This window comes from Bacillus thuringiensis (genome assembly GCF_001595725.1).
GTDB lineage: Bacteria > Bacillota > Bacilli > Bacillales > Bacillaceae_G > Bacillus_A > Bacillus_A thuringiensis_K.
This window is the reverse complement of sequence record NZ_CP014282.1, coordinates 3,604,166-3,628,954: the sequence shown is the minus strand read 5'-3', so window position 1 is coordinate 3,628,954 and position 24,789 is coordinate 3,604,166. Positions and strand designations below refer to the sequence as shown.

Below are 24,789 nucleotides of genomic sequence, written 5' to 3'. Positions count from 1 at the left end.
TTAGAAAGGGCCTTATGTAAGTATAGTGAGGAAGAAAAGTTGATTTTTCATTTCTAAAAACTGTATATTGAAGAGGAATATTCCTATATACGTAAAGGAGGGCTATAAATGAAACTAATGGAACAACAACTACATGAGTTAGGTGGTTTGCGCGTACATATTATTCCGACTGATAAATATAAAACGAATACCTTTGTATTTCGTTTTAAAGCGCCTTTAAATGAGGAGACGGTGACAGAGCGTGCCCTATTGCCATACGTATTGCAAAGTGCGACAGAAAAATTACCTTCTGTAATTCGTCTTCGTCAATATTTAGAAGAATTATACGGATCTTCTTTAGCGGTAGATGTAAGTAAAAAAGGGGAAGACCATATTATCTCCATTTATGTAGACATTGCAAATGAAGTTTATTTACATGATGCACCACCGTTATTTGAAAAAGCGCTTTCTATGTTGTCAGATATTGTGTTACATCCAGCAACGGAGGAGAACGGTTTCCTATCTTCTATCGTAGAAAGTGAAAAAAGAGCACTGTTACAGAGAATTGAAGCTACTTATGATGATAAAATGCGTTATGCAAACGAGCGTTTAATTGAAGAAATGTGCAAAGTAGAACCGTATCGTTTAAGTGCAAATGGAAAAAAAGAGAGTGTTACGTCTATTACAAATGAAAGTCTGTATCAATATTATCAAAAGGTGCTAGCGGAAGATGAAATGGATTTATATATTATTGGTGATATTTCAGAAAACGCCGTTGATCTTGTAAGTAAGTATTTTTCTATTTCAGCTCGTCCAGTGAGAGAAAGAAATGTACTCCTTCATAGACGAAATAATGAAGAAAAAGAAGTTGTTGAAAAACAAGAATTAAAACAAAGTAAATTACACATCGGTTATCGTACATTTGTCACATATAAAGATGAAGATTATTTTGCATTGCAATTGTTCAATGGATTGTTTGGTGGCTTTTCTCATTCGAAGTTATTCGTAAATGTGCGTGAAAAAAATAGTTTAGCGTACTATGCAGCATCGCGCTTTGAAAGTCATAAAGGTTTATTATTTGTTATGTCAGGAATCGAAGCGAAAAATTATGAAAAAGCAGTTGAGATTATTAAAGAACAAATGCTTGCGATGCAAAACGGAGAGTTTTCTGAAGAAGAAATACATCAAACAAAAAGTGTCATCCAAAATCAAATATTAGAGGCAATTGATACACCACGTGGTTTTGTAGAAATGCTATATCATGGTATTATTTCAGATCGTACACGTCCAGTTGAAGAATGGCTTACCGGTATAGAAAGTGTGACAAAACAAGAAATTGTAAAAGTTGCTAAAAATATTGAACTAGATACAATTTACTTTTTACAAGGAACGGAGGGAGAGTAAATGGAGAAAATTGTTTATGAACAATTAAAAGAAACACTCTATTATGAAAAACTTCCTAATGGATTAGATGTATATGTTTTACCGAAACAAGGATTTAATAAAACATTTGCGACGTTTACGACGAAATATGGTTCTGTAGATAATACATTTATACCATTAGGGAAAGAAGAAATGATTCGTGTGCCTGATGGAATTGCACATTTTCTTGAGCATAAATTATTTGAAAAAGAAGATCACGATGCTTTCCAATTGTTTAGTAAACAAGGGGCATCGGCAAATGCTTTCACATCTTTCACAAGAACAGCTTACCTTTTTTCATGTACATCAAATGTAGAACAAAATTTAAATACATTGTTAAACTTTGTACAAGAGCCTTACTTCTCTGAAAAAACCGTTGAAAAAGAGAAGGGTATTATTGGGCAAGAAATTCAAATGTATCAAGATAATCCAGATTGGCGCTTATATTTTGGATTAATTGATAGCTTGTTTGTAAAGCACCCGATTAAAATTGATATTGCAGGGACGATTGAGTCTATTAGTAAAATTACGAAAGACCTACTATATGAATGTTATGAAACGTTTTATCATCCAAGCAATATGCTAATGTTTGTTGTAGGTGCAATTGATCCAGAAAAAACGATGGATTTGATACGTGAAAATCAAGCGAAGAAAGATTATAAAAACCAACCAGAAATAGTACGTTCATTCGAAGAAGAACCAGATGAGGTAAATGAAAAGAAGAAAATTATTTCAATGCCTGTACAAACTCCGAAATGTTTAGTTGGTATTAAAGCGACAAACTTAAAAGAAAAAGGGGAAGCTCTTTTAAAACAAGAAATTGCGCTTACGTTACTTTTAGATTATTTATTTGGGAAAAGCTCCGTTCATTACGAATCTTTATATAACGAAGGGCTCATTGATGATTCGTTCTCGTATGATTATACAGAAGAGAATAACTTCGGTTTTGCAATGGTTGGTGGCGATACGAAGCAACCTGATGAGCTGGAAGAGCGTTTGAAAGGTATTTTATTAAACACAAATTATGATCAATTAGATGAGGCGGCATTAGAACGAGTGAAGAAAAAGAAAATAGGTGGCTTTTTACGTTCCTTGAATTCACCGGAATATATTGCAAATCAATTTACACGATATGCGTTTAATGAATCGAGTCTGTTTGATGCATTGACTGTATTAGAAAGTCTAACGGTTCAAGATTTACAAGAAGTAGCTCAATTACTATTATCAGAAGAGAAAATGAGTGTTTGCCAAGTTTTACCTAAAAAATAAAAGGTTTCATAACAATACCCTCATCTTATCATTGATAAATTGTAAGATGAGGGTATTATTTATTTGTAGGGAAAAGATTTTTTTGAGATAAGAGAGGAATTGTATGAAAAAGTATGCATTAGTAACTGGAGGAAGCGGAGGGATTGGCTCTGCTATTTCGAAACAATTAATTCAAGATGGATATACAGTATATGTTCATTATAATAACAGTGAAGAGAAAGTGAATGAGTTGCAGAAAGAATGGGGTGAAGTAATTCCTGTTCAAGCGAATTTAGTTTCTACTGATGGGGCAGAGCAATTGTGGAAACAAATTGAACATCCTCTTGATGTTATCGTATATGCAGCTGGGAAGAGTATTTTTGGACTCGTAACAGATGTAACGAACGATGAATTGAATGATATGGTAGAACTTCAAGTGAAGAGTATCTATAAATTATTATCGATGGCATTGCCATCTATGATTCAACGGAGAGGCGGTAATATTGTACTTGTTTCGTCTATATGGGGACAAATTGGAGCGTCATGTGAAGTGCTTTACTCGATGGTAAAAGGTGCGCAAAATTCATATGTGAAAGCTTTAGCAAAAGAAGTTTCATTAAGTGGAATAAGAGTGAACGCGGTGGCGCCAGGTGCAATTGAAACGGAAATGTTAAATGTATTTTCAGAAGAGGATAAGAATGAAATTGCGGAAGAGATTCCGTTAGGACGATTAGGATTACCAGAAGAAGTAGCAAAAACTGTGTCATTTCTCGTATCATCAGGTGCATCTTATATAACAGGACAAATTATCGGAGTAAATGGCGGGTGGCATTGCTAAAAATTTCTTACATAAAAAATGAAAAACTGTACAAATTAAGCATGATTCTATTACTAAGTAGTGAGGTGCTTACACATGTCAGTTTTAGATAATTTTGATCAATGGAAGAGCTTTTTAGGAGAACGTTTAGAACAAGCGCAAGGAAAAGGTCTTGATGGTGGTGCTGTATCAGATATGGCATTTCGTGTTGGTGATTATTTAGCAAATGAAGTAGAAGCACGCAACGATCAAGAGAAATTATTAGCTGAACTTTGGAAAGTTGCTGACGAACAAGAGCAACATACAATCGCAAACTTAATGGTAAAGTTTGTACAACATAAGTAAAAAATAGAGAGGAGAATCTCCTCTCTATTTTTTTTGCATAATAATTGAAAGGGATAGATTATACATTTAGCTTCCCTATTAAGGTGAAATCATATAATATAGTACGTAGGTGTAAAGTAAGCAAGGGGAGTGATCTTGGATGATTGAATGGTATTTTGAATATGAAATACATAAAAACCGACCTGGCTTGCTTGGTGACGTTTCTTCGTTAATCGGTATGCTTGGCATTAATATTGTCACAATTAATGGTGTAGATAATGCACGACGTGGATTACTCCTTATGTGTGATAATCAAGAGCAAATCTCTAGACTTGAATCAATTTTAAATACGATGGATAACATAACGGTAACGAAATATCGTCCGCCAAAGCTAAGAGATAAGCTAGCGGTTAGACATGGTAGGTACATACAACGAGATGCAGATGATAAGAAGACATTTCGGTTTGTGCGTGATGAATTAGGGTTACTTGTAGACTTTATGGCTGAAATAATGAAAAAAGAAGGTCATAAACTAATTGGTATACGAGGAATGCCTCGTGTCGGAAAAACAGAATCCATTGTTGCTGCAAGTGTTTGTGCAAATAAAAGGTGGTTATTTGTATCATCTACTCTTATTAAGCAAACTGTTCGTAGTCAATTAATTGAAGATGAGTATAGCGATGACAATATTTTCATCCTAGATGGAATTGTGTCAACGAAGCGTGCTAACGAAAGACATTGGCAGCTCGTTCGTGAAATTATGAGATTGCCTGCAACGAAAGTTGTAGAACATCCTGATGTATTTGTGAGTCAGTCAGAATACACATTGGATGATTTTGATTATATTATCGAGTTGCGTAACGATTATGATGAAGAAATTCAATATAATTTAGTAGATGAAATTGAGCAAGGTACGCAAAATAATTTCTCTATGTTTGACTTTTAAAGAAATATTGAGGTGTTAGTAGTGACGGAATTGGGACAAAAGCTGAAAGAAGCAAGAGAAGCGAAAGGCTTGTCTATTGATCAGCTGCATGAGATTACAAAAATTCAAAAACGCCATTTAGTGGCAATTGAAGAAGGCAATTATGATGTATTGCCAGGAGCTTTTTATGCGCGTGCATTCATTAAACAATACGCAGATGCGGTTGGATTAAATGGAGAGGAACTGCTTGTAGAACATCAGAGTACGATACCACAATCTGAAAGGCGTGAAGTTCCACAAGTATCAACGGGACAAAAAACACAAGAAACAATGCAAAAATCTTCATCATGGCCAATTGCAGATCACATGCCGAAAATCTTAGTTGCGCTGTTAGTAATCGCAGTTGGAGTGGTAATCTGGTTTGTGTTTCAAGCGTTAACTGGAAAAGATGATGAAAAAGTTCCAAGCGCTCAAAGTGAGAAAATTGAAGTTCAAAAAGCGAAAGATTCTCCGTTAGATACGAAGAAAGATGAAGCGAAAGCGGAAGAGCCAAAAAAAGAGGAACCAAAAAAAGAAGAACCAAAAAGAAGAACCAAAGAAAGAGGAGCAACCAGCACAACCAACTGGACAGCAAGAAGTGAAAGTAGTTGGAACAACTGGAAAGGTATCTACTTTGGAAATTCATAATAATAAAACATTAGAACTGGAATTATCGGGTAAAGGTGCGAGTTATGTAGATGTTAAAGATGATGCTGGGAATGTGATTCTAAACGCTACAGTACAAGAGGGCCAAATAGAAAAACGTGATGTATCAACATTAAAAGAAGTGCGACTTAATATTGGAAATGCAACGAATGTTGAAGTTAAACTGAATGGCCAAGTGGTCGCTTATCCATTGGATCCAGAAAAAGAACTTCACCAAAGATTGGTGATAAAAAACCAAGGGATAGAGCAACCTGCACAATAACAGTCATCGCTTCGATGACTTTTTTTCGATGAACAAATGTTTTTGATATGATGGAGGAATAGCTGTGAATTTACCAAATAAAATTACAATATCTAGAATCTTCTTAATTCCAATTTTTATGGTAATTATGTTAGCACCCTTTGATTGGGGTTCATATAAAATTGGTGATGTTAATTTGCCAATTCAACATTTAGTGGGGGCGCTTATCTTTATCATTGCTTCAGCTACAGATTGGATTGATGGACATTATGCAAGAAAGTATAATCTTGTAACGAATTTAGGGAAGTTTCTTGACCCGTTAGCTGATAAATTACTTGTTTCGGCAGCACTTATTACATTGGTAGAGATGCAATATGTACCGGCTTGGATTGTTATTGTAATTATCAGTCGTGAGTTTGCAGTAACTGGTTTACGTCTTGTACTTGCTGGAACAGGGGAAGTAGTTGCGGCAAACCAGCTAGGGAAAATTAAGACATGGACACAAATTATTGCGATTGCAGCATATTTATTACACGATGTACCTTTAAATTTAATCCATATTCCAGTTGCGGATATCTTCATATGGATTGCATTAATCTTTACTGTTATTTCAGGATGGGATTATTTCTGGAAAAATAGAGCTGCTTTTGTAAACTCAAAATAGAAGTTTATGGGGGAATTGGGATGAATGCTGAGATTATTGCGGTTGGAACTGAATTATTACTTGGACAAATTGCAAATACAAACGCCCAGTTTTTATCTGAAAAGTTAGCTTCAATCGGAATTAACGTGTACTATCATACTGTTGTTGGTGATAATAATAAGCGACTGCAAAAGGCGATTGAAGCTGCGGAAGAACGTGCTGATATACTTATTTTTACAGGTGGATTAGGACCGACAAAAGATGATTTAACGAAAGAAACGATAGCTACTAGTTTAGATGAAGAGCTTGTGTATGATGAAAAGGCATTAGCCTTAATAAGTAATTACTTTAAGCGTACAGGCCGTGAATTTACGGAGAATAATAAAAAGCAAGCGCTCGTTTTAAATGGAGCAACAGTATTTGCAAATGACCACGGTATGGCGCCAGGTATGGGGGTAAATAAGAACGGAAAAGTTTATATTTTATTACCAGGGCCGCCAAAAGAAATGAAACCAATGTATGTAAGTTACGTAGAGCCTTTTTTACGTAATTTTACAACAGGAGAAAACATTTATTCTCGTGTGCTTCGTTTCTTTGGTATTGGGGAGTCCCAATTAGAGGTGAAAGTTCAAGATTTAATTGATGGACAAACAAACCCAACAATTGCCCCGTTAGCAAATGATGGAGAAGTGACATTACGTTTAACCGCTAAGCATCAAAATGTTAGCGAAGCGGAGAAACTAATTCAACATGTGGAAGATTTGATTTTAGAAAGAGTAGGAGAATTTTTCTACGGATATGACCAAGAATTTTTGCATTATAAGGCAATCGAGTTATTGAAGAGAAAAGGGTTAACTTTAGCGTGTGCAGAAAGTTTAACAGGTGGTTTTTTTGGAAATCAAGTAACTGAAAACGCTGGTGTTTCTTCTGTATTTAAAGGCGGTGTCATTTGTTATCATAATGATGTGAAGCAACATGTTTTACGTGTGCCTGAAGAAGTATTGCATACTGATGGTGCAGTTAGTAAAGAATGTGCTCGTTATCTTGCTGAAAATGTTAAGGATGTATTAAAAGCGGATATCGGAATTAGTTTCACTGGGGTAGCAGGGCCAGATGCTTCAGAACAGAAAGAACCAGGAACAGTATTTGTTGGGCTTTCGATTAAGGATGAACCAACTGTAGTCTTTCCTCTTAATTTAAGCGGAAGTCGTCAACAAATTAGAGAACGAACAGCAAAATATGGATTTTATCATTTATATAAAAAGCTAGAAGAGATATAAGTTTCTTCTAGCTTTTTTTACGTTTAAATTTAGATATTATTTGATAGAAAATAAAAAAATCGAATAAATGTTCGATTTTGTTGGCAAATTGAATTGAAAATAGGTATAATAAGATTAGCAATTCAGTTAAGGAGGAATTTTGAATGAGTGATCGTCAAGCAGCGTTAGATATGGCGTTAAAACAAATAGAGAAGCAATTCGGTAAAGGTTCAATTATGAAATTAGGAGAACAAGCAGAGCGTAGAGTTTCTACGGTTTCTAGTGGTTCTTTAGCACTTGATGTGGCACTAGGAGTAGGCGGATATCCACGTGGCCGTATTATCGAAATTTACGGACCTGAAAGTTCAGGTAAAACGACAGTTTCATTACATGCAATTGCAGAAGTACAACGTCAAGGTGGACAAGCAGCATTCATCGATGCGGAGCACGCAATGGATCCTGTATATGCACAAAAATTAGGCGTTAACATAGATGAATTACTATTATCACAGCCTGATACAGGGGAGCAAGGATTAGAAATCGCGGAAGCACTTGTACGAAGTGGTGCGGTTGACATTATCGTAATTGACTCTGTAGCAGCTCTTGTACCGAAAGCAGAGATTGAAGGCGACATGGGTGACTCACATGTAGGCTTACAAGCACGTTTAATGTCACAAGCACTGCGTAAGCTTTCAGGAGCAATCAACAAATCAAAAACAATTGCAATCTTTATTAACCAAATTCGTGAAAAAGTTGGGGTTATGTTCGGAAACCCAGAAACAACTCCAGGTGGTCGTGCGTTGAAATTCTATTCAACTGTACGTCTTGAAGTGCGTCGTGCGGAGCAATTAAAGCAAGGTAACGACATCGTTGGTAATAAAACAAAAGTAAAAGTAGTGAAAAATAAAGTAGCACCACCATTCCGTGTTGCGGAAGTTGATATTATGTACGGAGAAGGTATTTCAAGAGAAGGTGAAATCTTGGATATGGCTTCTGAGCTTGATATCGTTCAAAAGAGCGGTGCTTGGTATTCTTATAATGAAGAACGCCTAGGACAAGGTCGTGAAAATTCGAAGCAGTTCTTAAAAGAAAATACAGATTTAAGAGAAGAAATTGCCTTCTTTATTCGTGAGCATCACGGAATTAGTGAAGATTCTGGTGCTGAGGGCGCAGAAGATTCAACTCTTCTTGATTAAAAAATAAAAGACACGGCCTCGTGTCTTTTATTTTTTTATCTACTATTAAGGAGCATAATACTATTGATAAAAATATTTTTTTACTTCAAATGGGTTGTGTAAAGAGGGATATTTAAATATTTTAAGGAAAAGAAATGGGAATTACTAAGGTTTTCCAGTATAGTAGGCTCCTTACTTTTTAAATTTACATCACATTCAAGGCTGAAGGTAAAGAAAGTAAAAGTAGACAACGCTTGACAATGAAAATTACGATAGATACAATGAGAATGTATATTTTTTCTTATATACGATATACTCTTCTCAAGAAGAGAAGTAATATTCGGAGTAAGGTTTAAATCTTACCGAAATAATAATATGACATTTTAATTGTGAAATGAAGAAAGTCCCTTAAAAAAGCGGGACGACGGTCTTTGCTGTATGTTGTAATTTAATGTACATGCCGACAGTCTTTTTTCATTCATAGCAAGGGGAGGTGAAATCATGAGTAGTACAGTTTGGATACTCATCTCCATTTTGCTTGCAACAACAGTCGGTGCAGTTGTTGGCTTTTTTGTTCGAAAGTCTATTGCTGAAGCGAAGATTAATGGTGCGGCTAATGAAGCGAAACGTATTCTAGACGAAGCGAATCGTGAGGCTGAAGCACTTAAGAAAGAAGCGCTTTTAGAAGCAAAGGATGAAATTCATACACTTCGTACAGAAGCTGAATTAGAAATTCGTGACCGTAGAAGCGAATTACAAAAACAAGAAAATCGTTTAATGCAAAAAGAAGAGAACCTTGATCGTAAAGACGAAACGCTCGATAAACGCGAGCAGCAGTTAGAGAAGAAAGAGGATTCTCTTGTAGCGAGACAACAACAGATTGAAGAGTTGGAAAGCAAAGTGGGAGAGTTAGTTCAAAAGCAACAAACGGAATTAGAGCGCATTTCCAATCTGACACGCGAACAAGCGAAAGCAATTATTCTTGGTAAAGTAGAAAATGAAGTTTCTCATGAAATCGCTGTTATGGTAAAAGAAAGTGAAGTTCGCGCGAAAGAAGAAGCGGATAAGAAAGCAAAAGAGATTTTATCTCTTGCAATGCAAAGATGTGCAGCTGATCATGTTGCTGAAACAACCGTTTCGGTTGTAAATCTTCCAAATGACGAAATGAAGGGACGTATTATCGGGCGTGAAGGTCGTAATATTCGTACGTTAGAAACGTTAACGGGTATTGACTTAATTATCGATGATACACCAGAGGCGGTAATCCTTTCTGGATTCGACCCAATTCGTCGTGAAACAGCTCGTATCGCTCTTGATAAACTAGTACAGGACGGACGTATTCACCCAGCGCGTATTGAAGAGATGGTCGAAAAATCAAGACGTGAAGTGGACGAGTATATTCGCGAAGTCGGAGAGCAAACAACGTTTGAAGTGGGTGTTCACGGATTACATCCAGATTTAATTAAAATTTTAGGCCGTTTAAAATACCGTACAAGTTATGGGCAAAACGTCTTAAAACACTCTATGGAAGTTGCATATTTAACTGGACTTATGGCGGCAGAGCTTGGCGAGGATGAAAAACTAGCAAGACGTGCTGGTCTATTACATGATATCGGAAAAGCGATAGACCATGAAGTAGAAGGTAGCCACGTTGAAATTGGTGTTGAACTCGCAACGAAATACAAAGAGCATCCTGTAGTTATAAACAGTATCGCATCTCACCATGGTGACACAGAACCAACTTCTATCATTGCAGTTTTAGTTGCAGCAGCAGATGCTTTATCAGCTGCAAGACCGGGAGCTCGTAGTGAAACACTTGAAAACTATATTCGTCGTCTTGAAAAGTTAGAAGAGATTTCAGAGTCTTATGAAGGCGTTGAAAAATCATTTGCAATTCAAGCAGGACGTGAAGTTCGTATTTTGGTAAAACCAGATACAATCGATGACTTAGAAGCTCATCGTTTAGCTCGTGATATCCGAAAACGTATTGAAAATGAACTGGATTACCCAGGACATATTAAAGTAACTGTTATTCGTGAAACGCGTGCAGTGGAATACGCAAAATAAAGTGGTGAAACACCACTTTATTTTTTTGTGTTGGAATTGGATAAAATAAAGACAGTTAGTTATATAGCATAAAAGTGAAACAAACTTATAATAAAGATATTATAAGGAATTTACTTGATGCTATAGCAATAAAAAATGCAGTACATAGAAAGGGTAAGACATATGAGAATATTATTTGTTGGGGATGTAGTAGGATCTCCTGGTAGAGGTATGATTCAACAATACGTACCGGCATTAAAGAAAAAATATACACCTACAGTAACAATCATTAATGGAGAAAACGCAGCAGGTGGCCGTGGGATTACAGAAAAAATATATCGAAACTTTTTAGAGTGTGGGGCGCAGGCAGTTACACTTGGAAACCACGCTTGGGATAATCGTGAAGTATTTGAATTCATCGATGATGCAAAATATCTTGCAAGACCAGCAAACTTCCCAGAAGGAACTCCAGGAAAAGGACTTATATTTGTGAACTGTAATGGAACAGAAGTTGCAGTTATTAACTTACAAGGACGTACTTTCCTTCCTCCAATTGATTGTCCATTCCGTAAAGTGGATGAATTAATTAATATTGCGAAAAAGCGTACGAATATTATATTTGTTGATTTCCATGCGGAGACTACAAGTGAAAAACAAGCGCTAGGTTGGTATGTAGATGGACGTGCTACAGCAGTAGTAGGTACGCATACGCATGTCCCTACAGCGGATAACCGTATTTTACCAAGCGGAACGGCATACATTACAGATGTTGGGATGACAGGGCCGTATGACGGAATATTAGGTATGGACAGAGAAGCAGTATTGAAGAAGTTTTTAACAAACTTACCAGTACGATTTGAAGTAACAAATGGTAGAACGCAATTAAGTGCAGTGTTAATTGATGTGGATCCAAATACAGGAAAAGCAAAGAAAATTGAACGTATTTTAATTAATGACGATCAACCATTTTTTGAGTAAATTTTCGTTAAATTTTAGATAAGTTATTATATTTTAATTTTTTAGAAAAATTACGTAAATTTAGCAGGAATACGCGCCATTCCTCGTGAATATAAGTTAAAGTGAAATAATTGCTAATACTTTTTAAAGAAACGAGGAGGAAACGCGGAATGGAAATATTAAAAGTTAAAGCAACGTCGGTCCCTAATTCTGTAGCTGGTGCACTTGCAGGTGTTATTCGCGAACGCGGAACAGCAGAAATTCAAGCTATTGGTGCAGGTGCATTGAACCAAGCTGTAAAGGCAGTAGCAATCGCAAGAGGATTTGTAGCGCCTAGTGGTTTGGACCTGATTTGTATCCCAGCGTTTACAGATATTATGATTGATGGCGAAGAGCGTACAGCAATAAAATTAATTGTAGAACCTCGTTAAGTTCAAACAACCTGTTTGCAGTATGCAAACAGGTTGTTTTTATAATGGAGGAATGAAAATGAAAATTTTTGATGCTCATTGTGACGTGCTTCTTCAGTTATGGAGTGCACAAGGGAAAAGGAATTTTAAAGATGATTCAAAATTACATATTACATTTGAACAGTTAAAGAGAAGAAAAGGAAGTATACAATGTTTTGCTATATATGTGCCAGAAACAGTGGCATATGAAAACCGATTTGAAGTAGCATTACAAATGGTGGATATTTTTTATAATGAAATTTTATCCCTACCAGGTGTAAAGTTTATTCAGACAAAAGATGATATTAACGGGTTAAAACAGGACGAGGTTGGAGCGATATTAACACTAGAAGGATGCGAAGCAATTGGAAAAGATGCAATGAAATTACGGTTGTTGTATCGCCTAGGAGTACGTTCTTTTGGACTGACATGGAACTATGCCAATTTCTTAGCTGATGGTGCGCTAGAGACGCGTGGGGCGGGTTTAACGACTTTTGGTAAACAAGTTGTACAAGAACTTAATACGTTACATGTATGGACTGATGTGTCTCATCTGAATGAAAGAAGCTTTTGGGATGTGATAGAAATTGTAAAAAATCCTATTGCCTCCCACTCAAATTGTATGAAACTTTGTGAGCACCCACGTAATTTGAATGATGAACAACTTAAAGCTCTTATAAAGAAAAATGGCATGATCGGTGTCACTTTTGTACCACAGTTCCTAACGAATGAAAATGAAGCAAATATAACAGATATAATAAAACATATCGAATATATTTGCTCGCTAGGTGGAGAAAACAATATAGGGTTTGGTTCAGATTTTGATGGGATTGTAGATACAGTTGTAAATGTATCAGCGTATCGAGATTATGAAAATGTAATGAACGAGCTTTGCAAACACTATGCTGCATCTACTGTAGAACGATTTTTATATGATAATTTTGTAGAACATATGAGTTTCTGAATTTTGACTTAAAATTCAGAAAAATTAAAATTAATTCATTTGATTTTATTGCTTTTTTTAAGACCTAATACTAGAATGAAAAACAAAATAGCTTTATACTAAAGATTCAGGGAAATCAGAAGAGGCATAATTTGCGTCCGTTGTAGTTTATTTGCATAAAAAATGCTAAACTATTACTGTAAAAAAATACACTACAATGAATGCAGCCAAAAGGGGTGTAGGAGATGATTAGTCAACTTTCATGGAAAGTTGGAGGCCAACAAGGTGAAGGAATTGAAAGTACAGGAGAAATCTTCTGTATTGCATTAAACCGATTAGGATATTACCTATACGGTTACCGCCACTTCTCATCACGTATAAAAGGCGGCCATACAAATAATAAAATTCGTGTAAGTACAACAGAAGTACGAGCGATCTCAGATGATTTAGATATTTTAATTGCTTTTGACCAAGAAACAATTGATTTTAATTTCCACGAACTACGTCCAGGTGGAATTGTAGTTGCGGATGCGAAATTTAATCCAACAATACCTGACAATACAGATGTAAATCTATATGTGATACCGTTTACAGATATTGCTTCGGAATTAGGCACATCATTAATGAAAAACATGGTTGCTGTTGGAGCATCAAGTGCAGTATTAGGATTAGATGAAACAGCTTATTTAGATGTTGTTGAAGAAATCTTTGGTCGTAAAGGAGAGCAAGTCGTTCAAAAGAATATGGACGCAATTAAACGTGGCTCTCAATATATGAAAGAATTACTAGGTGAGAAAGTAAACATGATGCAGCTTGAAAAAGCTGATGGTAAAAAACGCATGTTTATGATTGGAAACGATGCAATTGCATTTGGTGCGGTAGCTGGTGGTGCTCGTTTTATGTCAGCATACCCAATCACACCTGCATCAGAAATTATGGAATATTTAATTAAAAAATTACCGAAAGTCGGCGGAACAGTAATCCAAACTGAGGATGAAATCGCAGCTTGTACAATGGCAATCGGTGCAAACTATGCTGGTGTTCGTACATTAACGGCATCTGCTGGTCCTGGTCTTTCATTAATGATGGAAGCAATCGGTTTAGCAGGTATTACAGAAACCCCATTAGTAATTGTTGATACACAACGTGGCGGCCCAAGTACAGGATTACCAACGAAGCAAGAACAGTCTGACTTAATGGCGATGATTTACGGTACGCATGGTGAAATTCCAAAAATCGTAATGGCGCCAAGTACAGTTGAAGAAGCTTTCTATGACATTGTAGAAGCATTTAACTTATCTGAAGAATATCAAGTTCCTGTTATTTTCTTAACAGATTTACAGCTTTCGTTAGGAAAACAAACAGTAGAACCACTTAAATTAGATAAAGTGGAAATTCGTCGTGGTAAGCTTGATTTAGAAGCAGAATTACCAGAACGTGAAAATAAAGCATACTTCAAGCGTTATGAAGTAACAGAAGACGGCGTTTCACCGCGTGTTTTACCTGGTATGAAAAATGGTGTTCACCATGTTACAGGTGTAGAACATGATGAAACTGGAAAACCATCGGAATCAGCAATAAACCGTAAAGATCAAATGGACAAACGTTTCCGTAAAATGGAGAACTTGAAGTTTAATACCCCTGTTTATAAAAATGTTAAGCATGAAGAAGCAGACGTATTGCTTGTTGGATTTAACTCAACTCGTGGTGCAATCGAAGAGGCAATGACGCGTTTAGAACAAGAGGGTATGAAAGTAAACCATGCTCATGTGCGTTTAATTCACCCGTTCCCAACAGCTGAAATCGATCCACTTGTGAAAAAGGCGAAGCGTGTTGTAGTAGTAGAAAACAATGCAACAGGTCAGCTTGCTAACATTATGAAAATGAATCTTGGTAATGGTGAGAAAATTTCTAGTCTTTTAAAATATGATGGAAACCCATTCTTGCCGAAAGAGATTTACAACGAATGCAAAAAAGGGGTTGTATTAAATGGCAACATTTAAGGACTTTCGTAACAGTGTAAAGCCAAACTGGTGCCCAGGTTGCGGAGACTTCTCAGTGCAAGCTGCAATTCAACGTGCAGCAGCTAACGTTGGCTTAAATCCAGATGAACTTGCTGTTATTTCTGGTATCGGCTGTTCAGGCCGTATTTCAGGTTATATTAATTCATATGGTGTGCATAGTATTCATGGTCGTGCCCTTCCGATTGCACAAGGTGTGAAAATGGCAAATCGTGATTTAACAGTTATCGCTTCAGGTGGTGACGGTGATGGATTTGCGATTGGTATGGGACATACAATCCATTCTATTCGTCGTAATATCGACATTACGTACATCGTAATGGATAACCAAATTTACGGATTAACAAAAGGGCAAACTTCACCACGTAGTGAAGCTGGATTTAAAACGAAAAGCACACCACAAGGTTCAATTGAACCATCACTAAATGTAATGGAAATGGCTTTAACAGCTGGTGCGACATTTGTGGCGCAAAGCTTTTCGAGTGATTTAAAAGAATTAACACAAATTATTGAAGCTGGTATTAACCATAAAGGATTCTCATTAATTAACGTATTTAGCCCATGTGTTACTTACAATAAAGTAAATACTTACGATTGGTTTAAAGAGAACTTAACGAAACTAAGCACGGTAGAGGGATATGATCCATCTAATCGTATGATGGCTATGCAAACGTTAATGGAAAATAACGGTTTAGTAACAGGTTTAATTTATCAAAATACTAAGCAACCATCATATCAAGAACTTGTTAAAGGGTATAGTGAAGAGCCTTTAGTGAAATCTGATTTAAATATGGATCAGAAAATGTTTGATGAGCTTGTTGCTGAATTTATGTAATGTAAGAAGAGGAGGTTGCCAATTTGGCAACCTTTTTTATGCGCAAAAATATAGGATAGTCTTGTTTACTTAGAAAATTCAGAATGGTAAAATAATATATAAATCGTTGTATGAAAATAGCAAGTTCATTGCTTATGAAATGTAAGATAATAAAGGACCTCTTTATTGTTAAAATTGGCGAAATACATCATACTATGGTAATGTTTATAGGGATAAAGCAATATGCTTTGGGTAGGACAACAAGAAATGATAAAAAGGGAATGTCTATTTGCGTGGGGAAGACTTCATTCTTATGAATGATTAGATTGATTACTCAAGTTTCAAAGGACAAGTTATCTCTCAAGCTATCTAACCATTTTTGAGGTGAGTCTAGGCGCATTAAAATGGACTATAGAGTATGTATAGTTAAGGGTGAAAGGAGATTACCGATGAACGAGCAACAACGATTAGCAAGTCAACAAGCAAATTCCTCTACGAAAAAAGAAGAGAAAGATTATAGTAAATACTTTGAAAGTGTATATCAACCACCTTCCTTAAAGGATGCGAAAAAGCGGGGGAAAGAAGAAGTTAAAATTGAACGGGATTTTGGCTTACCTGAAGAGTTTCGCAATTTTGGTACAGGAAGAAAATTCTATATTCGTACATATGGTTGTCAAATGAATGAGCATGATACGGAAGTAATGGCAGGTATTTTCACAACGCTTGGATATGAACCAACTTTTTCAACTGAGGATGCAGATGTAGTTTTATTAAATACTTGTGCGATTCGTGAAAATGCTGAAAATAAAGTGTTTGGTGAACTAGGCCATTTAAAGTCACTCAAACGAAGAAATCCGGACCTTTTAATTGGTGTATGTGGTTGTATGTCTCAAGAAGAATCTGTTGTAAATAAAATTATGCAAAAAAATCAGCATGTAGATATGGTATTTGGAACGCATAATATTCATAGATTACCGTACATTCTAAAAGATGCGATGTTCTCGAAAGAGACGGTAGTTGAAGTATGGTCAAAAGAAGGTGACGTAATTGAAAACCTTCCGAAAGTACGTCGTGGTGACATTAAAGCTTGGGTAAATATTATGTATGGCTGTGATAAGTTCTGTACGTATTGTATTGTACCGTATACACGAGGAAAAGAGCGAAGCAGACGTCCAGAAGATATTATCCAAGAGATTCGTCATTTAGCTGCAAATGGTTATAAAGAAATTACGTTACTTGGACAAAACGTAAATGCATATGGTAAAGACTTTGAAGATATAGAATACGGTCTTGGCGATTTAATGGACGAGCTCCGTAAAGTTGATATTGCCCGTATTCGTTTTACAACGAGTCATCCACGTGATTTCGATGATCACTTAATTGAAGTGCTTGGCAAAGGTGGCAACCTAGTAGAACATATCCATTTACCAGTTCAATCTGGAAGTACAGATATGCTGAAAATTATGGCGCGTAAATATTCGCGTGAGCATTATTTAGAACTTGTAAGAAAAATTAAAGAAGCAATTCCAGATGCAGTATTAACGACAGATATTATCGTTGGTTTCCCAAATGAAACAGATGAGCAATTTGAAGAAACGATGTCGTTATATCGTGAAGTAGGATTTGATACTGCCTTTACATTTATTTATTCTCCTCGCGAAGGTACACCAGCTGCAAAAATGAAAGATAATGTACCGATGGAAGTGAAGAAAGAACGTCTTCAACGCTTAAATACACTAGTAAATACGTTGGCAATTGAAAAGAATAGTCGTTATAAAGGTCAAATTGTAGAAGTGTTAGTTGATGGGGAAAGTAAAAATAATCCGGAAGTACTTGCAGGTTATACTCGTACGAATAAACTTGTAAACTTCGTCGCTTCAAAATCTTTAATTGGTCAGCTTGTGAAAGTAAAAGTAACGGAAGCAAAAACTTGGTCTCTTAACGGGGAATTAGTTGAAGAGCCGATTGAGGTGAAATAATAGATGAAAGTATATTCGAAAGATGACATTGTTGAACAAGCGAAAGAATTAGCAAAAATGATTTCTGAAACAGAAGAAGTTGATTTTTTTAAGAAAGCAGAGGCGCAAATTCATAAAAATGAAAATGTAAAGCGCGCAATCGATGAAATTAAAGCACTGCAAAAACAAGCTGTAAACTTGCAACATTACGGGAAATGGGAAGCTTTAAAAAAGGTAGAAGCTGAAATTGATGCATTGCAAGATAAGTTAGACAGTATTCCAGTCGTACAACAATTTAAATCTTCACAAACATACGTAAATGACTTATTACAGTTAGTTGCTAGTACAATTTCTAACAACGTAACAGATGAAATATTAATTTCAACTGGTGGCGATGTACTAAAGGGTGAAACTGGCGCAGCGGTAGAAAGTAAAAAAGGAAATTGTGGTTGTTAAAGAGATGTCATATTGACATCTCTTTTTTTTGTGGATTAAACGTAAGTTCTTCTCAAAAAAAGAATGACACATTCCGCTATTGTCACGCATATGATTAAGTGAATAGTGATTGAGGAGGGTTACGAATGTCCGAATTTAGAGAGATTATTACAAAAGCAGTGGTTGGAAAAGGACGTAAGTATACAAAGTCAACGCATACATGTGAATCGAATAATGAACCAACAAGTATTTTAGGGTGCTGGGTAATTAACCACTCGTACGAAGCAAGAAAGAATGGAAAGCATGTGGAAATTGAAGGTTTCTATGATGTGAACACTTGGTATTCATTTGATGGAAATACAAAGACTGAAGTTGTAACAGAACGTGTGAACTACACGGACGAAGTAAGTATTGGTTATCGTGATAAAAACTTTTCTGGTGACGATTTAGAAATTATTGCTCGTGTTATTCAGCCGCCAAATTGTTTAGAAGCACTTGTATCACCAAATGGTAATAAAATTGTTGTAACTGTAGAACGTGAATTTGTAACAGAAGTAGTTGGAGAAACGAAAATTTGTGTAAGTGTAAATCCTGAAGGCTGCGTAGAATCAGATGATGATTTCCAAATTGCTGATGATGAATTTGAAGAATTAGATCCAAACTTTATCGTTGATGCAGAAGAAGAGTAATAGAAAGCTAGGGAGAAGTTCTTCCTAGCTTTTTACTTTACATAAGTGGCGCTGAATGAACATGATTCTTTATGAAATATGTTATAATGAAGAAAGACTCCTGAAATAGGAGATAAGAGTGTCCGTGAAATGCGACATATATGAAAATAGATTATCATGTAAGAATTATGGAGGAAAAGTATGACTCAATATACGCCTATGATACAGCAATATTTAAAGGTTAAGGCAGATTATCAAGATGCCTTTTTATTTTTTCGCTTAGGCGATTTTTATGAAATGTTCTTTGAGGATGCTGTAAAAGCAGCTCATGAACTTGAAATTACATTAACGAGCCGAGATGGCGGTAGTAGTGAACGTATACCAATGTGCGGTGTACCGTATCATGCGGCTAAAAACTATATTGAACAACTTGTTGAAAAAGGATATAAAGTAGCTGTTTGTGAGCAAGTAGAAGATCCGAAAACAGCTAAAGGTGTAGTACGTCGTGAAGTAGTACAATTAATTACGCCAGGAACGATGATGGAAGGGCGTACAATTGATGAGAAAGAAAACAACTTCTTAGCTGCATTAACACATTTTGAAGATGGATCATATGCATTAGCTTGTAACGACTTAACGACTGGACAAAATACAGTAACGTTATTGACTGGTTCAGTAGAAGATATTTTATTAGAAGTGTATGCAACTGGTTCGAAAGAAATTGTTGTTGATTCTTCATTTTCTAAAGATGAACTAAACAAGTTAACTGAAACATTGAAAATGACGATTTCGTATGAAGATGCAACGGCAATTCCGGAAGGATTAGAACATCTTGTGAAAAATGTTTCACAAGCAAAATTAATTAAAGCAGTTGGACGTTTATTTAACTATGTAATAAGAACGCAAAAACGTTCTTTAGATCATTTGCAACCAGTAGAAATTTATTATACGAATCAATTTATGAAAATTGATGTACATTCAAAGCGAAATTTAGAACTGACAGAAACACTTCGAACGAAAGAAAAAACAGGATCACTATTATGGTTATTGGATAAGACGAAAACAGCTATGGGTGGTCGCATGTTAAAACAGTGGATGGAACGTCCACTTATACAGAAAGAAAGAATTGAAGAGCGTTTAGAAATGGTTGAAACGTTTGTAAATGATTACTTCTTACGTGAAGATTTAAAAGAAAAGTTAAAAGAAGTATATGATTTAGAACGTTTAGCAGGAAAAGTTGCATTTGGTAACGTAAATGCAAGAGACTTATTACAATTAAGACGTTCATTACTTCAAGTACCAGCTATTTTAGAAGCAATTAGTTTGTTAGATAACGCTTATGCATCGAGATTAATTCAAGGTGCAGATCCATGTGAAAGCTTAACAGAATTACTAGGAAGAAGTATTCAAGAAAACCCACCGCTTTCGATTAAAGATGGAGATATTATTAAAGATGGTTATAATGACAAGCTTGATCAATATCGTTACGTTAGTAAAAACGGGAAAACGTGGATTGCCGAGCTTGAAAAAAGAGAACGTGATATTACTGGAATTAAATCGTTAAAAATCGGATACAACCGTATTTTCGGTTACTACATTGAAGTAACGAAAGCGAATCTTGCAGCACTTCCAGAAGGTCGCTATGAGCGTAAACAGACGCTTGCTAATGCTGAACGTTTCATTACAGATGAACTGAAAGAAAAAGAAACGTTAATTTTAGAAGCTGAAGAAAAGATTGTACAGCTAGAATACGATTTATTTACAGCACTTCGTGAAGAAGTAAAAGTATTTATTCCGAAATTACAACATTTAGCGAAAGTAATTAGTGAATTAGACGTACTGCAAAGTTTTGCGACAGTTAGTGAAGAAGAACAGTTTGTAAAACCTGTACTGACAACAAAGCGCGAAATCTTTATTAAAGATGGTCGTCATCCTGTCGTTGAAAAAGTATTGAACGGGAAATTGTATGTACCGAATGATTGTATTATGCCAGAGAATATGGATGTCTTTTTAATTACAGGGCCGAACATGTCTGGTAAAAGTACGTATATGAGACAATTAGCACTTGTAACGGTTATGTCGCAAATCGGTTGTTTCGTACCAGCAACAGAAGCAGTATTACCTGTATTTGACCAAATCTTTACGAGAATTGGTGCAGCAGATGATTTAATTTCAGGTCAAAGTACATTTATGGTCGAAATGTTAGAAGCGAAAAATGCAATTGCAAACGCATCTGAAAGAAGCTTAATTTTATTCGATGAAATTGGACGCGGTACATCTACGTATGATGGTATGGCACTTGCACAAGCGATTATTGAACATATTCATGACCAAATTGGTGCAAAAACGTTATTCTCTACGCATTATCACGAATTGACGGTGTTAGAAGAGAGTTTAGATCAACTGAAAAATGTACACGTTTCAGCAATTGAAGAGAATGGAAAAGTAGTATTCCTTCATAAAATTCAAGATGGAGCAGCTGATAAGAGTTACGGTATTCACGTTGCGCAACTTGCGGAGCTTCCAGATAGCTTAATCGCTCGTGCGAAAGAAGTGTTAGCACAACTAGAAGGACAGGAAGAAATTATTATTCCAAAGCGTACAGAAGTGAAAGTACAAGAAGTTACTCCAGATGCTGTAGTTGTAAAAGAAGAACCAGTAGAAATACAAGAGACGAAAGTAGAGGCTGAAGAAGAATCACAACTATCGTTCTTTGGCGCAGAGCAGTCTTCGAAAAAACAAGACAAGCCAGTTCTAGATGCAAAAGAAACGGCAGTACTTGCGCAAATTAAAAAAATTGATTTACTTGATATGACACCTTTAGAAGCGATGAACGAATTGTATCGCTTACAGAAAAAGTTAAAGAAAGGATGAGTAAGTAGATGGGGAAAATTCGCAAACTCGATGATCAACTCTCTAACCTAATTGCGGCAGGGGAAGTAGTAGAGCGCCCTGCTTCAGTCGTAAAAGAACTTGTGGAAAATTCTATCGATGCGAATAGTACATCTATTGAAATCCACTTAGAAGAAGCTGGGTTATCGAAAATTCGTATCATTGATAACGGTGATGGTATTGCAGAAGAAGACTGTATCGTCGCTTTTGAACGTCATGCAACGAGTAAAATTAAAGATGAAAACGATTTGTTCCGCATAAGAACACTCGGTTTCCGCGGTGAGGCATTGCCGAGTATTGCTTCAGTTAGTGAATTAGAATTAATTACTAGCACAGGTGATGCGCCTGGTACACACCTTATTATTAAAGGTGGAGACATTATAAAGCAAGAGAAGACTGCGAGCCGAAAAGGAACAGATATTACAGTACAAAACTTATTCTTTAATACTCCAGCACGTCTTAAATATATGAAAACCATTCATACAGAGCTCGGAAATATTACAGATATCGTGTATCGTATTGCAATGTCACATCCAGAAGTATCGTTAAAACTGTTTCATAATGAAAAGAAATTGCTTCATACGTCAGGTAACGGTGATGTAAGACAAGTACTTGCATCGATTTACAGTATTCAAGTTGCGAAGAAGCTTGTTCCAATTGAAGCCGAATCTTTAGACTTTACAATTAAAGGCTATGTAACATTACCAGAAGTAACGAGAGCATCTCGTAATTATATGTCAACAATTGTAAATGGTCGTTACGTTCGAAACTTTGTATTAATGAAAGCAATTCAGCAAGGGTACCATACATTACTGCCAGTTGGCCGGTATCCAATTGGCTTCTTATCGATTGAAATGGATCCAATGCTAGTTGATGTTAACGTACATCCAGCGAAATTAGAAGTTCGTTTTAGTAAAGAACAGGAATTACTAAAGCTGATTGAAGAAACATTGCAAGCGGCATTTAAAAAAATACAGCTTATTCCAGATGCAGGTGTAACAACGAAGAAAAAAGAAAAAGACGAAAGTGTGCAAGAACAGTTCCAGTTTGAGCATGCGAAGCCGAAAGAACCATCTATGCCGGACATCGTTTTACCGACTGGCATGGATGCAAAACAAGAAGAACCAGAGGCTGTAAAACAGCCAGCGCAGCTTTGGCAACCACCGAAGCAAGAATGGCAACCACCACAGTCACTCGTGAGAGAAGAACAAAGTTGGCAACCATCCACTAAACCGATAATTGAAGAGCCAATTCAAGAAAAGAAATCGTGGGACAGTAACGAAGAGGACTTTGAACTAGAGGAATTAGAAGAAGAAGTTCGGGAAATAAAAGAGATTGAAATGAACGGGAATGACTTACCACCGCTTTATCCAATTGGACAAATGCATGGAACATATATTTTCGCTCAAAATGATAAAGGCTTATATATGATTGACCAGCATGCCGCGCAGGAACGTATTAATTATGAATACTTTCGTGATAAAGTAGGAAGGGTAGCGCAAGAAGTACAAGAATTACTTGTACCGTACCGCATCGATTTATCTCTTACTGAATTTTTACGTGTCGAAGAGCAACTAGAAGAACTAAAAAAAGTTGGTCTATTCTTGGAGCAATTTGGCCATCAATCCTTTATCGTCCGCTCGCATCCAACGTGGTTCCCGAAAGGACAAGAAACAGAAATTATCGATGAAATGATGGAGCAAGTTGTTAAACTAAAAAAAGTTGATATTAAGAAGTTACGTGAAGAAGCAGCTATCATGATGAGCTGTAAAGCATCCATTAAAGCGAATCAATATTTAACGAACGATCAAATATTTGCTTTACTGGAAGAACTACGTACAACAACAAACCCGTACACATGCCCGCACGGAAGACCAATTCTTGTGCATCATTCTACTTATGAGTTGGAGAAGATGTTTAAGAGGGTTATGTAGAGTGAATAAAATTATATTTCAAAAGGGAGCAACATTTACTGTTGCTCCCTTTTCATATGTAGATTTAATTGTTAAACGAAAATATGGTGGAGTAATTTTACAGTTTATTTCTTGGTTGCGTTAGCTTAAATTTATCTATGTATAAAAAAGCGCTGTATACAGCACTTTTTAAAAGGTGCATGAATTGTCTAATAAAGATTTCTACATTACTAACCAAATAACTATGCATGGTTAAATGTTGCTTCTTATTTGGCTAATTGTTATAAGGGTCTATACAATTATTTATTTTTATTATTATTGATTTTTTCAGTGTATAGAACTTGCTCTTTATAATGCTTCTTAATTGGGAAAGTATGTGTACCAGAGCCGTTCTTGAATTTTTTATCAATGGGGTTCTTTAGAGGAACTGTTGTAGTTTCAGTAAATTCATATGGGTAGTTTATTTTAGATTTATCTTCAAACATGAAAATGCCTCCTTTTAGGATTTCCTAAATTCTTTACTATAACATGATATGCATATAGATTTTTTTTGGACTAGTTATTTATATAGGTTAATGGAATTTAATTACATAACTACTGAAACATTTTAAAGGAAAACAATTTGAGAAAGAAATGGTATGAATAGATGTTGGCTCCTATTGTTGTTTTTTTGTTTGACAGCACAGTGAATTATGCATATAAATTCGTTATAGATTGTTTTTATAATATGGTTTATATGGGGTTTTCCTGATAATATAATGTGGAATATTATAGTGTTATTAGGTTATTAGGAACATTTAATGCTGTTTCATAACTGAAAGGGAATTGAAAAAAAACTGAAATTTTTCTCATAAAAATTCAATCTAACTTGAAAAATGAAAGGAAAATGAAATTTTCCAAAAGATATTCTTTGTTAAGATAAAAAGCATACATACAAAAAGTACTGATATATCTT

Annotated in this window: 20 protein-coding genes and 1 pseudogene; 20 read left to right on the top strand and 1 reads right to left on the bottom strand. The window is 35.8% G+C overall.

What is annotated here, in order from left to right:
* Positions 1 to 108: 108 nt before the first annotated feature.
* The 20 genes and pseudogenes from yfmF (at position 109) to mutL (ending at position 23,855) form a co-directional block, all read left to right on the top strand.
* Positions 109 to 1,383 (top strand): EF-P 5-aminopentanol modification-associated protein YfmF, encoded by a 1,275-nt coding sequence (yfmF, locus tag AXW78_RS17940; protein WP_000772411.1) that lies wholly within the window; start codon positions 109 to 111, stop codon positions 1,381 to 1,383.
* Positions 1,384 to 2,670 carry an EF-P 5-aminopentanol modification-associated protein YfmH gene (yfmH, locus tag AXW78_RS17935; protein ID WP_000411968.1) on the top strand — a complete coding sequence of 429 codons (1,287 nt, stop codon included), beginning with the start codon at positions 1,384 to 1,386 and terminating at the stop codon, positions 2,668 to 2,670.
* 103 nt (positions 2,671 to 2,773) lie between these two features.
* Positions 2,774 to 3,487, top strand: a complete 714-nt coding sequence (ymfI, locus tag AXW78_RS17930; RefSeq protein ID WP_000759623.1) for an elongation factor P 5-aminopentanone reductase — start codon at positions 2,774 to 2,776, stop codon at positions 3,485 to 3,487.
* 75 nt (positions 3,488 to 3,562) lie between these two features.
* Positions 3,563 to 3,811, top strand: coding sequence for a DUF3243 domain-containing protein (locus AXW78_RS17925; protein ID WP_000114454.1), 249 nt, complete (start codon positions 3,563 to 3,565; stop codon positions 3,809 to 3,811).
* A 139-nt stretch (positions 3,812 to 3,950) separates the two neighbouring features.
* On the top strand, positions 3,951 to 4,736 hold the full coding sequence (locus AXW78_RS17920; RefSeq protein ID WP_000574107.1) for a DUF3388 domain-containing protein: 786 nt from the start codon (positions 3,951 to 3,953) through the stop codon (positions 4,734 to 4,736).
* Between the two features lie 21 nt (positions 4,737 to 4,757).
* Positions 4,758 to 5,682: pseudogene (locus AXW78_RS17915) on the top strand (helix-turn-helix domain-containing protein).
* Between the two features lie 64 nt (positions 5,683 to 5,746).
* Positions 5,747 to 6,325, top strand: coding sequence for a CDP-diacylglycerol--glycerol-3-phosphate 3-phosphatidyltransferase (gene pgsA / locus AXW78_RS17910; RefSeq protein WP_001052968.1), 579 nt, complete (start codon positions 5,747 to 5,749; stop codon positions 6,323 to 6,325).
* Positions 6,326 to 6,345: 20 nt separating this feature from the next.
* A complete protein-coding gene (gene cinA, locus AXW78_RS17905; protein WP_000990698.1) occupies positions 6,346 to 7,584 on the top strand; it encodes a competence/damage-inducible protein CinA in 1,239 nt (412 codons plus the stop codon).
* A gap of 143 nt (positions 7,585 to 7,727) precedes the next feature.
* Complete coding sequence (gene recA / locus AXW78_RS17900; RefSeq protein ID WP_001283860.1) at positions 7,728 to 8,759, top strand: recombinase RecA; 1,032 nt, start codon at positions 7,728 to 7,730, stop codon at positions 8,757 to 8,759.
* A 480-nt stretch (positions 8,760 to 9,239) separates the two neighbouring features.
* Positions 9,240 to 10,805 carry a ribonuclease Y gene (gene rny, locus AXW78_RS17895; protein WP_000099769.1) on the top strand — a complete coding sequence of 522 codons (1,566 nt, stop codon included), beginning with the start codon at positions 9,240 to 9,242 and terminating at the stop codon, positions 10,803 to 10,805.
* Positions 10,806 to 10,967: 162 nt separating this feature from the next.
* Complete coding sequence (locus AXW78_RS17890; RefSeq protein WP_001221095.1) at positions 10,968 to 11,762, top strand: TIGR00282 family metallophosphoesterase; 795 nt, start codon at positions 10,968 to 10,970, stop codon at positions 11,760 to 11,762.
* Between the two features lie 149 nt (positions 11,763 to 11,911).
* A complete protein-coding gene (spoVS, locus tag AXW78_RS17885; RefSeq protein ID WP_000404341.1) occupies positions 11,912 to 12,172 on the top strand; it encodes a stage V sporulation protein SpoVS in 261 nt (86 codons plus the stop codon).
* Positions 12,173 to 12,230: 58 nt separating this feature from the next.
* Complete coding sequence (locus AXW78_RS17880; RefSeq protein WP_000688039.1) at positions 12,231 to 13,154, top strand: dipeptidase; 924 nt, start codon at positions 12,231 to 12,233, stop codon at positions 13,152 to 13,154.
* Between the two features lie 224 nt (positions 13,155 to 13,378).
* Positions 13,379 to 15,136, top strand: a complete 1,758-nt coding sequence (locus AXW78_RS17875) for a 2-oxoacid:acceptor oxidoreductase subunit alpha (RefSeq protein ID WP_000625417.1) — start codon at positions 13,379 to 13,381, stop codon at positions 15,134 to 15,136.
* The gene (locus AXW78_RS17870) at positions 15,123 to 15,989 is read left to right on the top strand and encodes a 2-oxoacid:ferredoxin oxidoreductase subunit beta (RefSeq protein WP_000190155.1); all 867 of its coding nucleotides are present in this window, start codon (positions 15,123 to 15,125) and stop codon (positions 15,987 to 15,989) included. Before AXW78_RS17875 ends, AXW78_RS17870 begins: the two co-directional genes overlap by 14 nt.
* A 428-nt stretch (positions 15,990 to 16,417) precedes the next feature.
* Positions 16,418 to 17,947, top strand: a complete 1,530-nt coding sequence (gene miaB, locus AXW78_RS17865) for a tRNA (N6-isopentenyl adenosine(37)-C2)-methylthiotransferase MiaB (RefSeq protein ID WP_001005391.1) — start codon at positions 16,418 to 16,420, stop codon at positions 17,945 to 17,947.
* A 3-nt stretch (positions 17,948 to 17,950) separates the two neighbouring features.
* Positions 17,951 to 18,382 (top strand): YlbF/YmcA family competence regulator, encoded by a 432-nt coding sequence (locus AXW78_RS17860; RefSeq protein WP_000870461.1) that lies wholly within the window; start codon positions 17,951 to 17,953, stop codon positions 18,380 to 18,382.
* 125 nt (positions 18,383 to 18,507) lie between these two features.
* Positions 18,508 to 19,050 carry an outer spore coat protein CotE gene (gene cotE / locus AXW78_RS17855; protein ID WP_001288799.1) on the top strand — a complete coding sequence of 181 codons (543 nt, stop codon included), beginning with the start codon at positions 18,508 to 18,510 and terminating at the stop codon, positions 19,048 to 19,050.
* A gap of 180 nt (positions 19,051 to 19,230) precedes the next feature.
* Positions 19,231 to 21,903, top strand: a complete 2,673-nt coding sequence (gene mutS / locus AXW78_RS17850; protein WP_000196024.1) for a DNA mismatch repair protein MutS — start codon at positions 19,231 to 19,233, stop codon at positions 21,901 to 21,903.
* Positions 21,904 to 21,911: 8 nt separating this feature from the next.
* On the top strand, positions 21,912 to 23,855 hold the full coding sequence (mutL, locus tag AXW78_RS17845; protein WP_000516462.1) for a DNA mismatch repair endonuclease MutL: 1,944 nt from the start codon (positions 21,912 to 21,914) through the stop codon (positions 23,853 to 23,855).
* 278 nt (positions 23,856 to 24,133) lie between these two features.
* On the opposite strand, the gene AXW78_RS17840 is transcribed toward mutL, so the two are convergent.
* Complete coding sequence (locus AXW78_RS17840; RefSeq protein WP_000461135.1) at positions 24,134 to 24,319, bottom strand: hypothetical protein; 186 nt, start codon at positions 24,317 to 24,319, stop codon at positions 24,134 to 24,136.
* Between the last annotated feature and the right edge of the window lie 470 nt (positions 24,320 to 24,789).

Coding starts and splice junctions, on each gene's coding strand:
- AXW78_RS17875 (WP_000625417.1), top strand. CDS start 13,379: ATGATTAGTCAACTTTCATGGAAAGTTGGAGGCCAACAAGGTGAAGGA.
- AXW78_RS17880 (WP_000688039.1), top strand. CDS start 12,231: ATGAAAATTTTTGATGCTCATTGTGACGTGCTTCTTCAGTTATGGAGT.
- yfmH (WP_000411968.1), top strand. CDS start 1,384: ATGGAGAAAATTGTTTATGAACAATTAAAAGAAACACTCTATTATGAA.
- AXW78_RS17840 (WP_000461135.1), bottom strand. CDS start 24,319: ATGTTTGAAGATAAATCTAAAATAAACTACCCATATGAATTTACTGAA.
- rny (WP_000099769.1), top strand. CDS start 9,240: ATGAGTAGTACAGTTTGGATACTCATCTCCATTTTGCTTGCAACAACA.
- ymfI (WP_000759623.1), top strand. CDS start 2,774: ATGAAAAAGTATGCATTAGTAACTGGAGGAAGCGGAGGGATTGGCTCT.
- AXW78_RS17920 (WP_000574107.1), top strand. CDS start 3,951: ATGATTGAATGGTATTTTGAATATGAAATACATAAAAACCGACCTGGC.
- spoVS (WP_000404341.1), top strand. CDS start 11,912: ATGGAAATATTAAAAGTTAAAGCAACGTCGGTCCCTAATTCTGTAGCT.
- yfmF (WP_000772411.1), top strand. CDS start 109: ATGAAACTAATGGAACAACAACTACATGAGTTAGGTGGTTTGCGCGTA.
- AXW78_RS17890 (WP_001221095.1), top strand. CDS start 10,968: ATGAGAATATTATTTGTTGGGGATGTAGTAGGATCTCCTGGTAGAGGT.
- AXW78_RS17860 (WP_000870461.1), top strand. CDS start 17,951: ATGAAAGTATATTCGAAAGATGACATTGTTGAACAAGCGAAAGAATTA.
- mutL (WP_000516462.1), top strand. CDS start 21,912: ATGGGGAAAATTCGCAAACTCGATGATCAACTCTCTAACCTAATTGCG.
- AXW78_RS17870 (WP_000190155.1), top strand. CDS start 15,123: ATGGCAACATTTAAGGACTTTCGTAACAGTGTAAAGCCAAACTGGTGC.
- miaB (WP_001005391.1), top strand. CDS start 16,418: ATGAACGAGCAACAACGATTAGCAAGTCAACAAGCAAATTCCTCTACG.
- mutS (WP_000196024.1), top strand. CDS start 19,231: ATGACTCAATATACGCCTATGATACAGCAATATTTAAAGGTTAAGGCA.
- recA (WP_001283860.1), top strand. CDS start 7,728: ATGAGTGATCGTCAAGCAGCGTTAGATATGGCGTTAAAACAAATAGAG.
- cotE (WP_001288799.1), top strand. CDS start 18,508: ATGTCCGAATTTAGAGAGATTATTACAAAAGCAGTGGTTGGAAAAGGA.
- cinA (WP_000990698.1), top strand. CDS start 6,346: ATGAATGCTGAGATTATTGCGGTTGGAACTGAATTATTACTTGGACAA.
- AXW78_RS17925 (WP_000114454.1), top strand. CDS start 3,563: ATGTCAGTTTTAGATAATTTTGATCAATGGAAGAGCTTTTTAGGAGAA.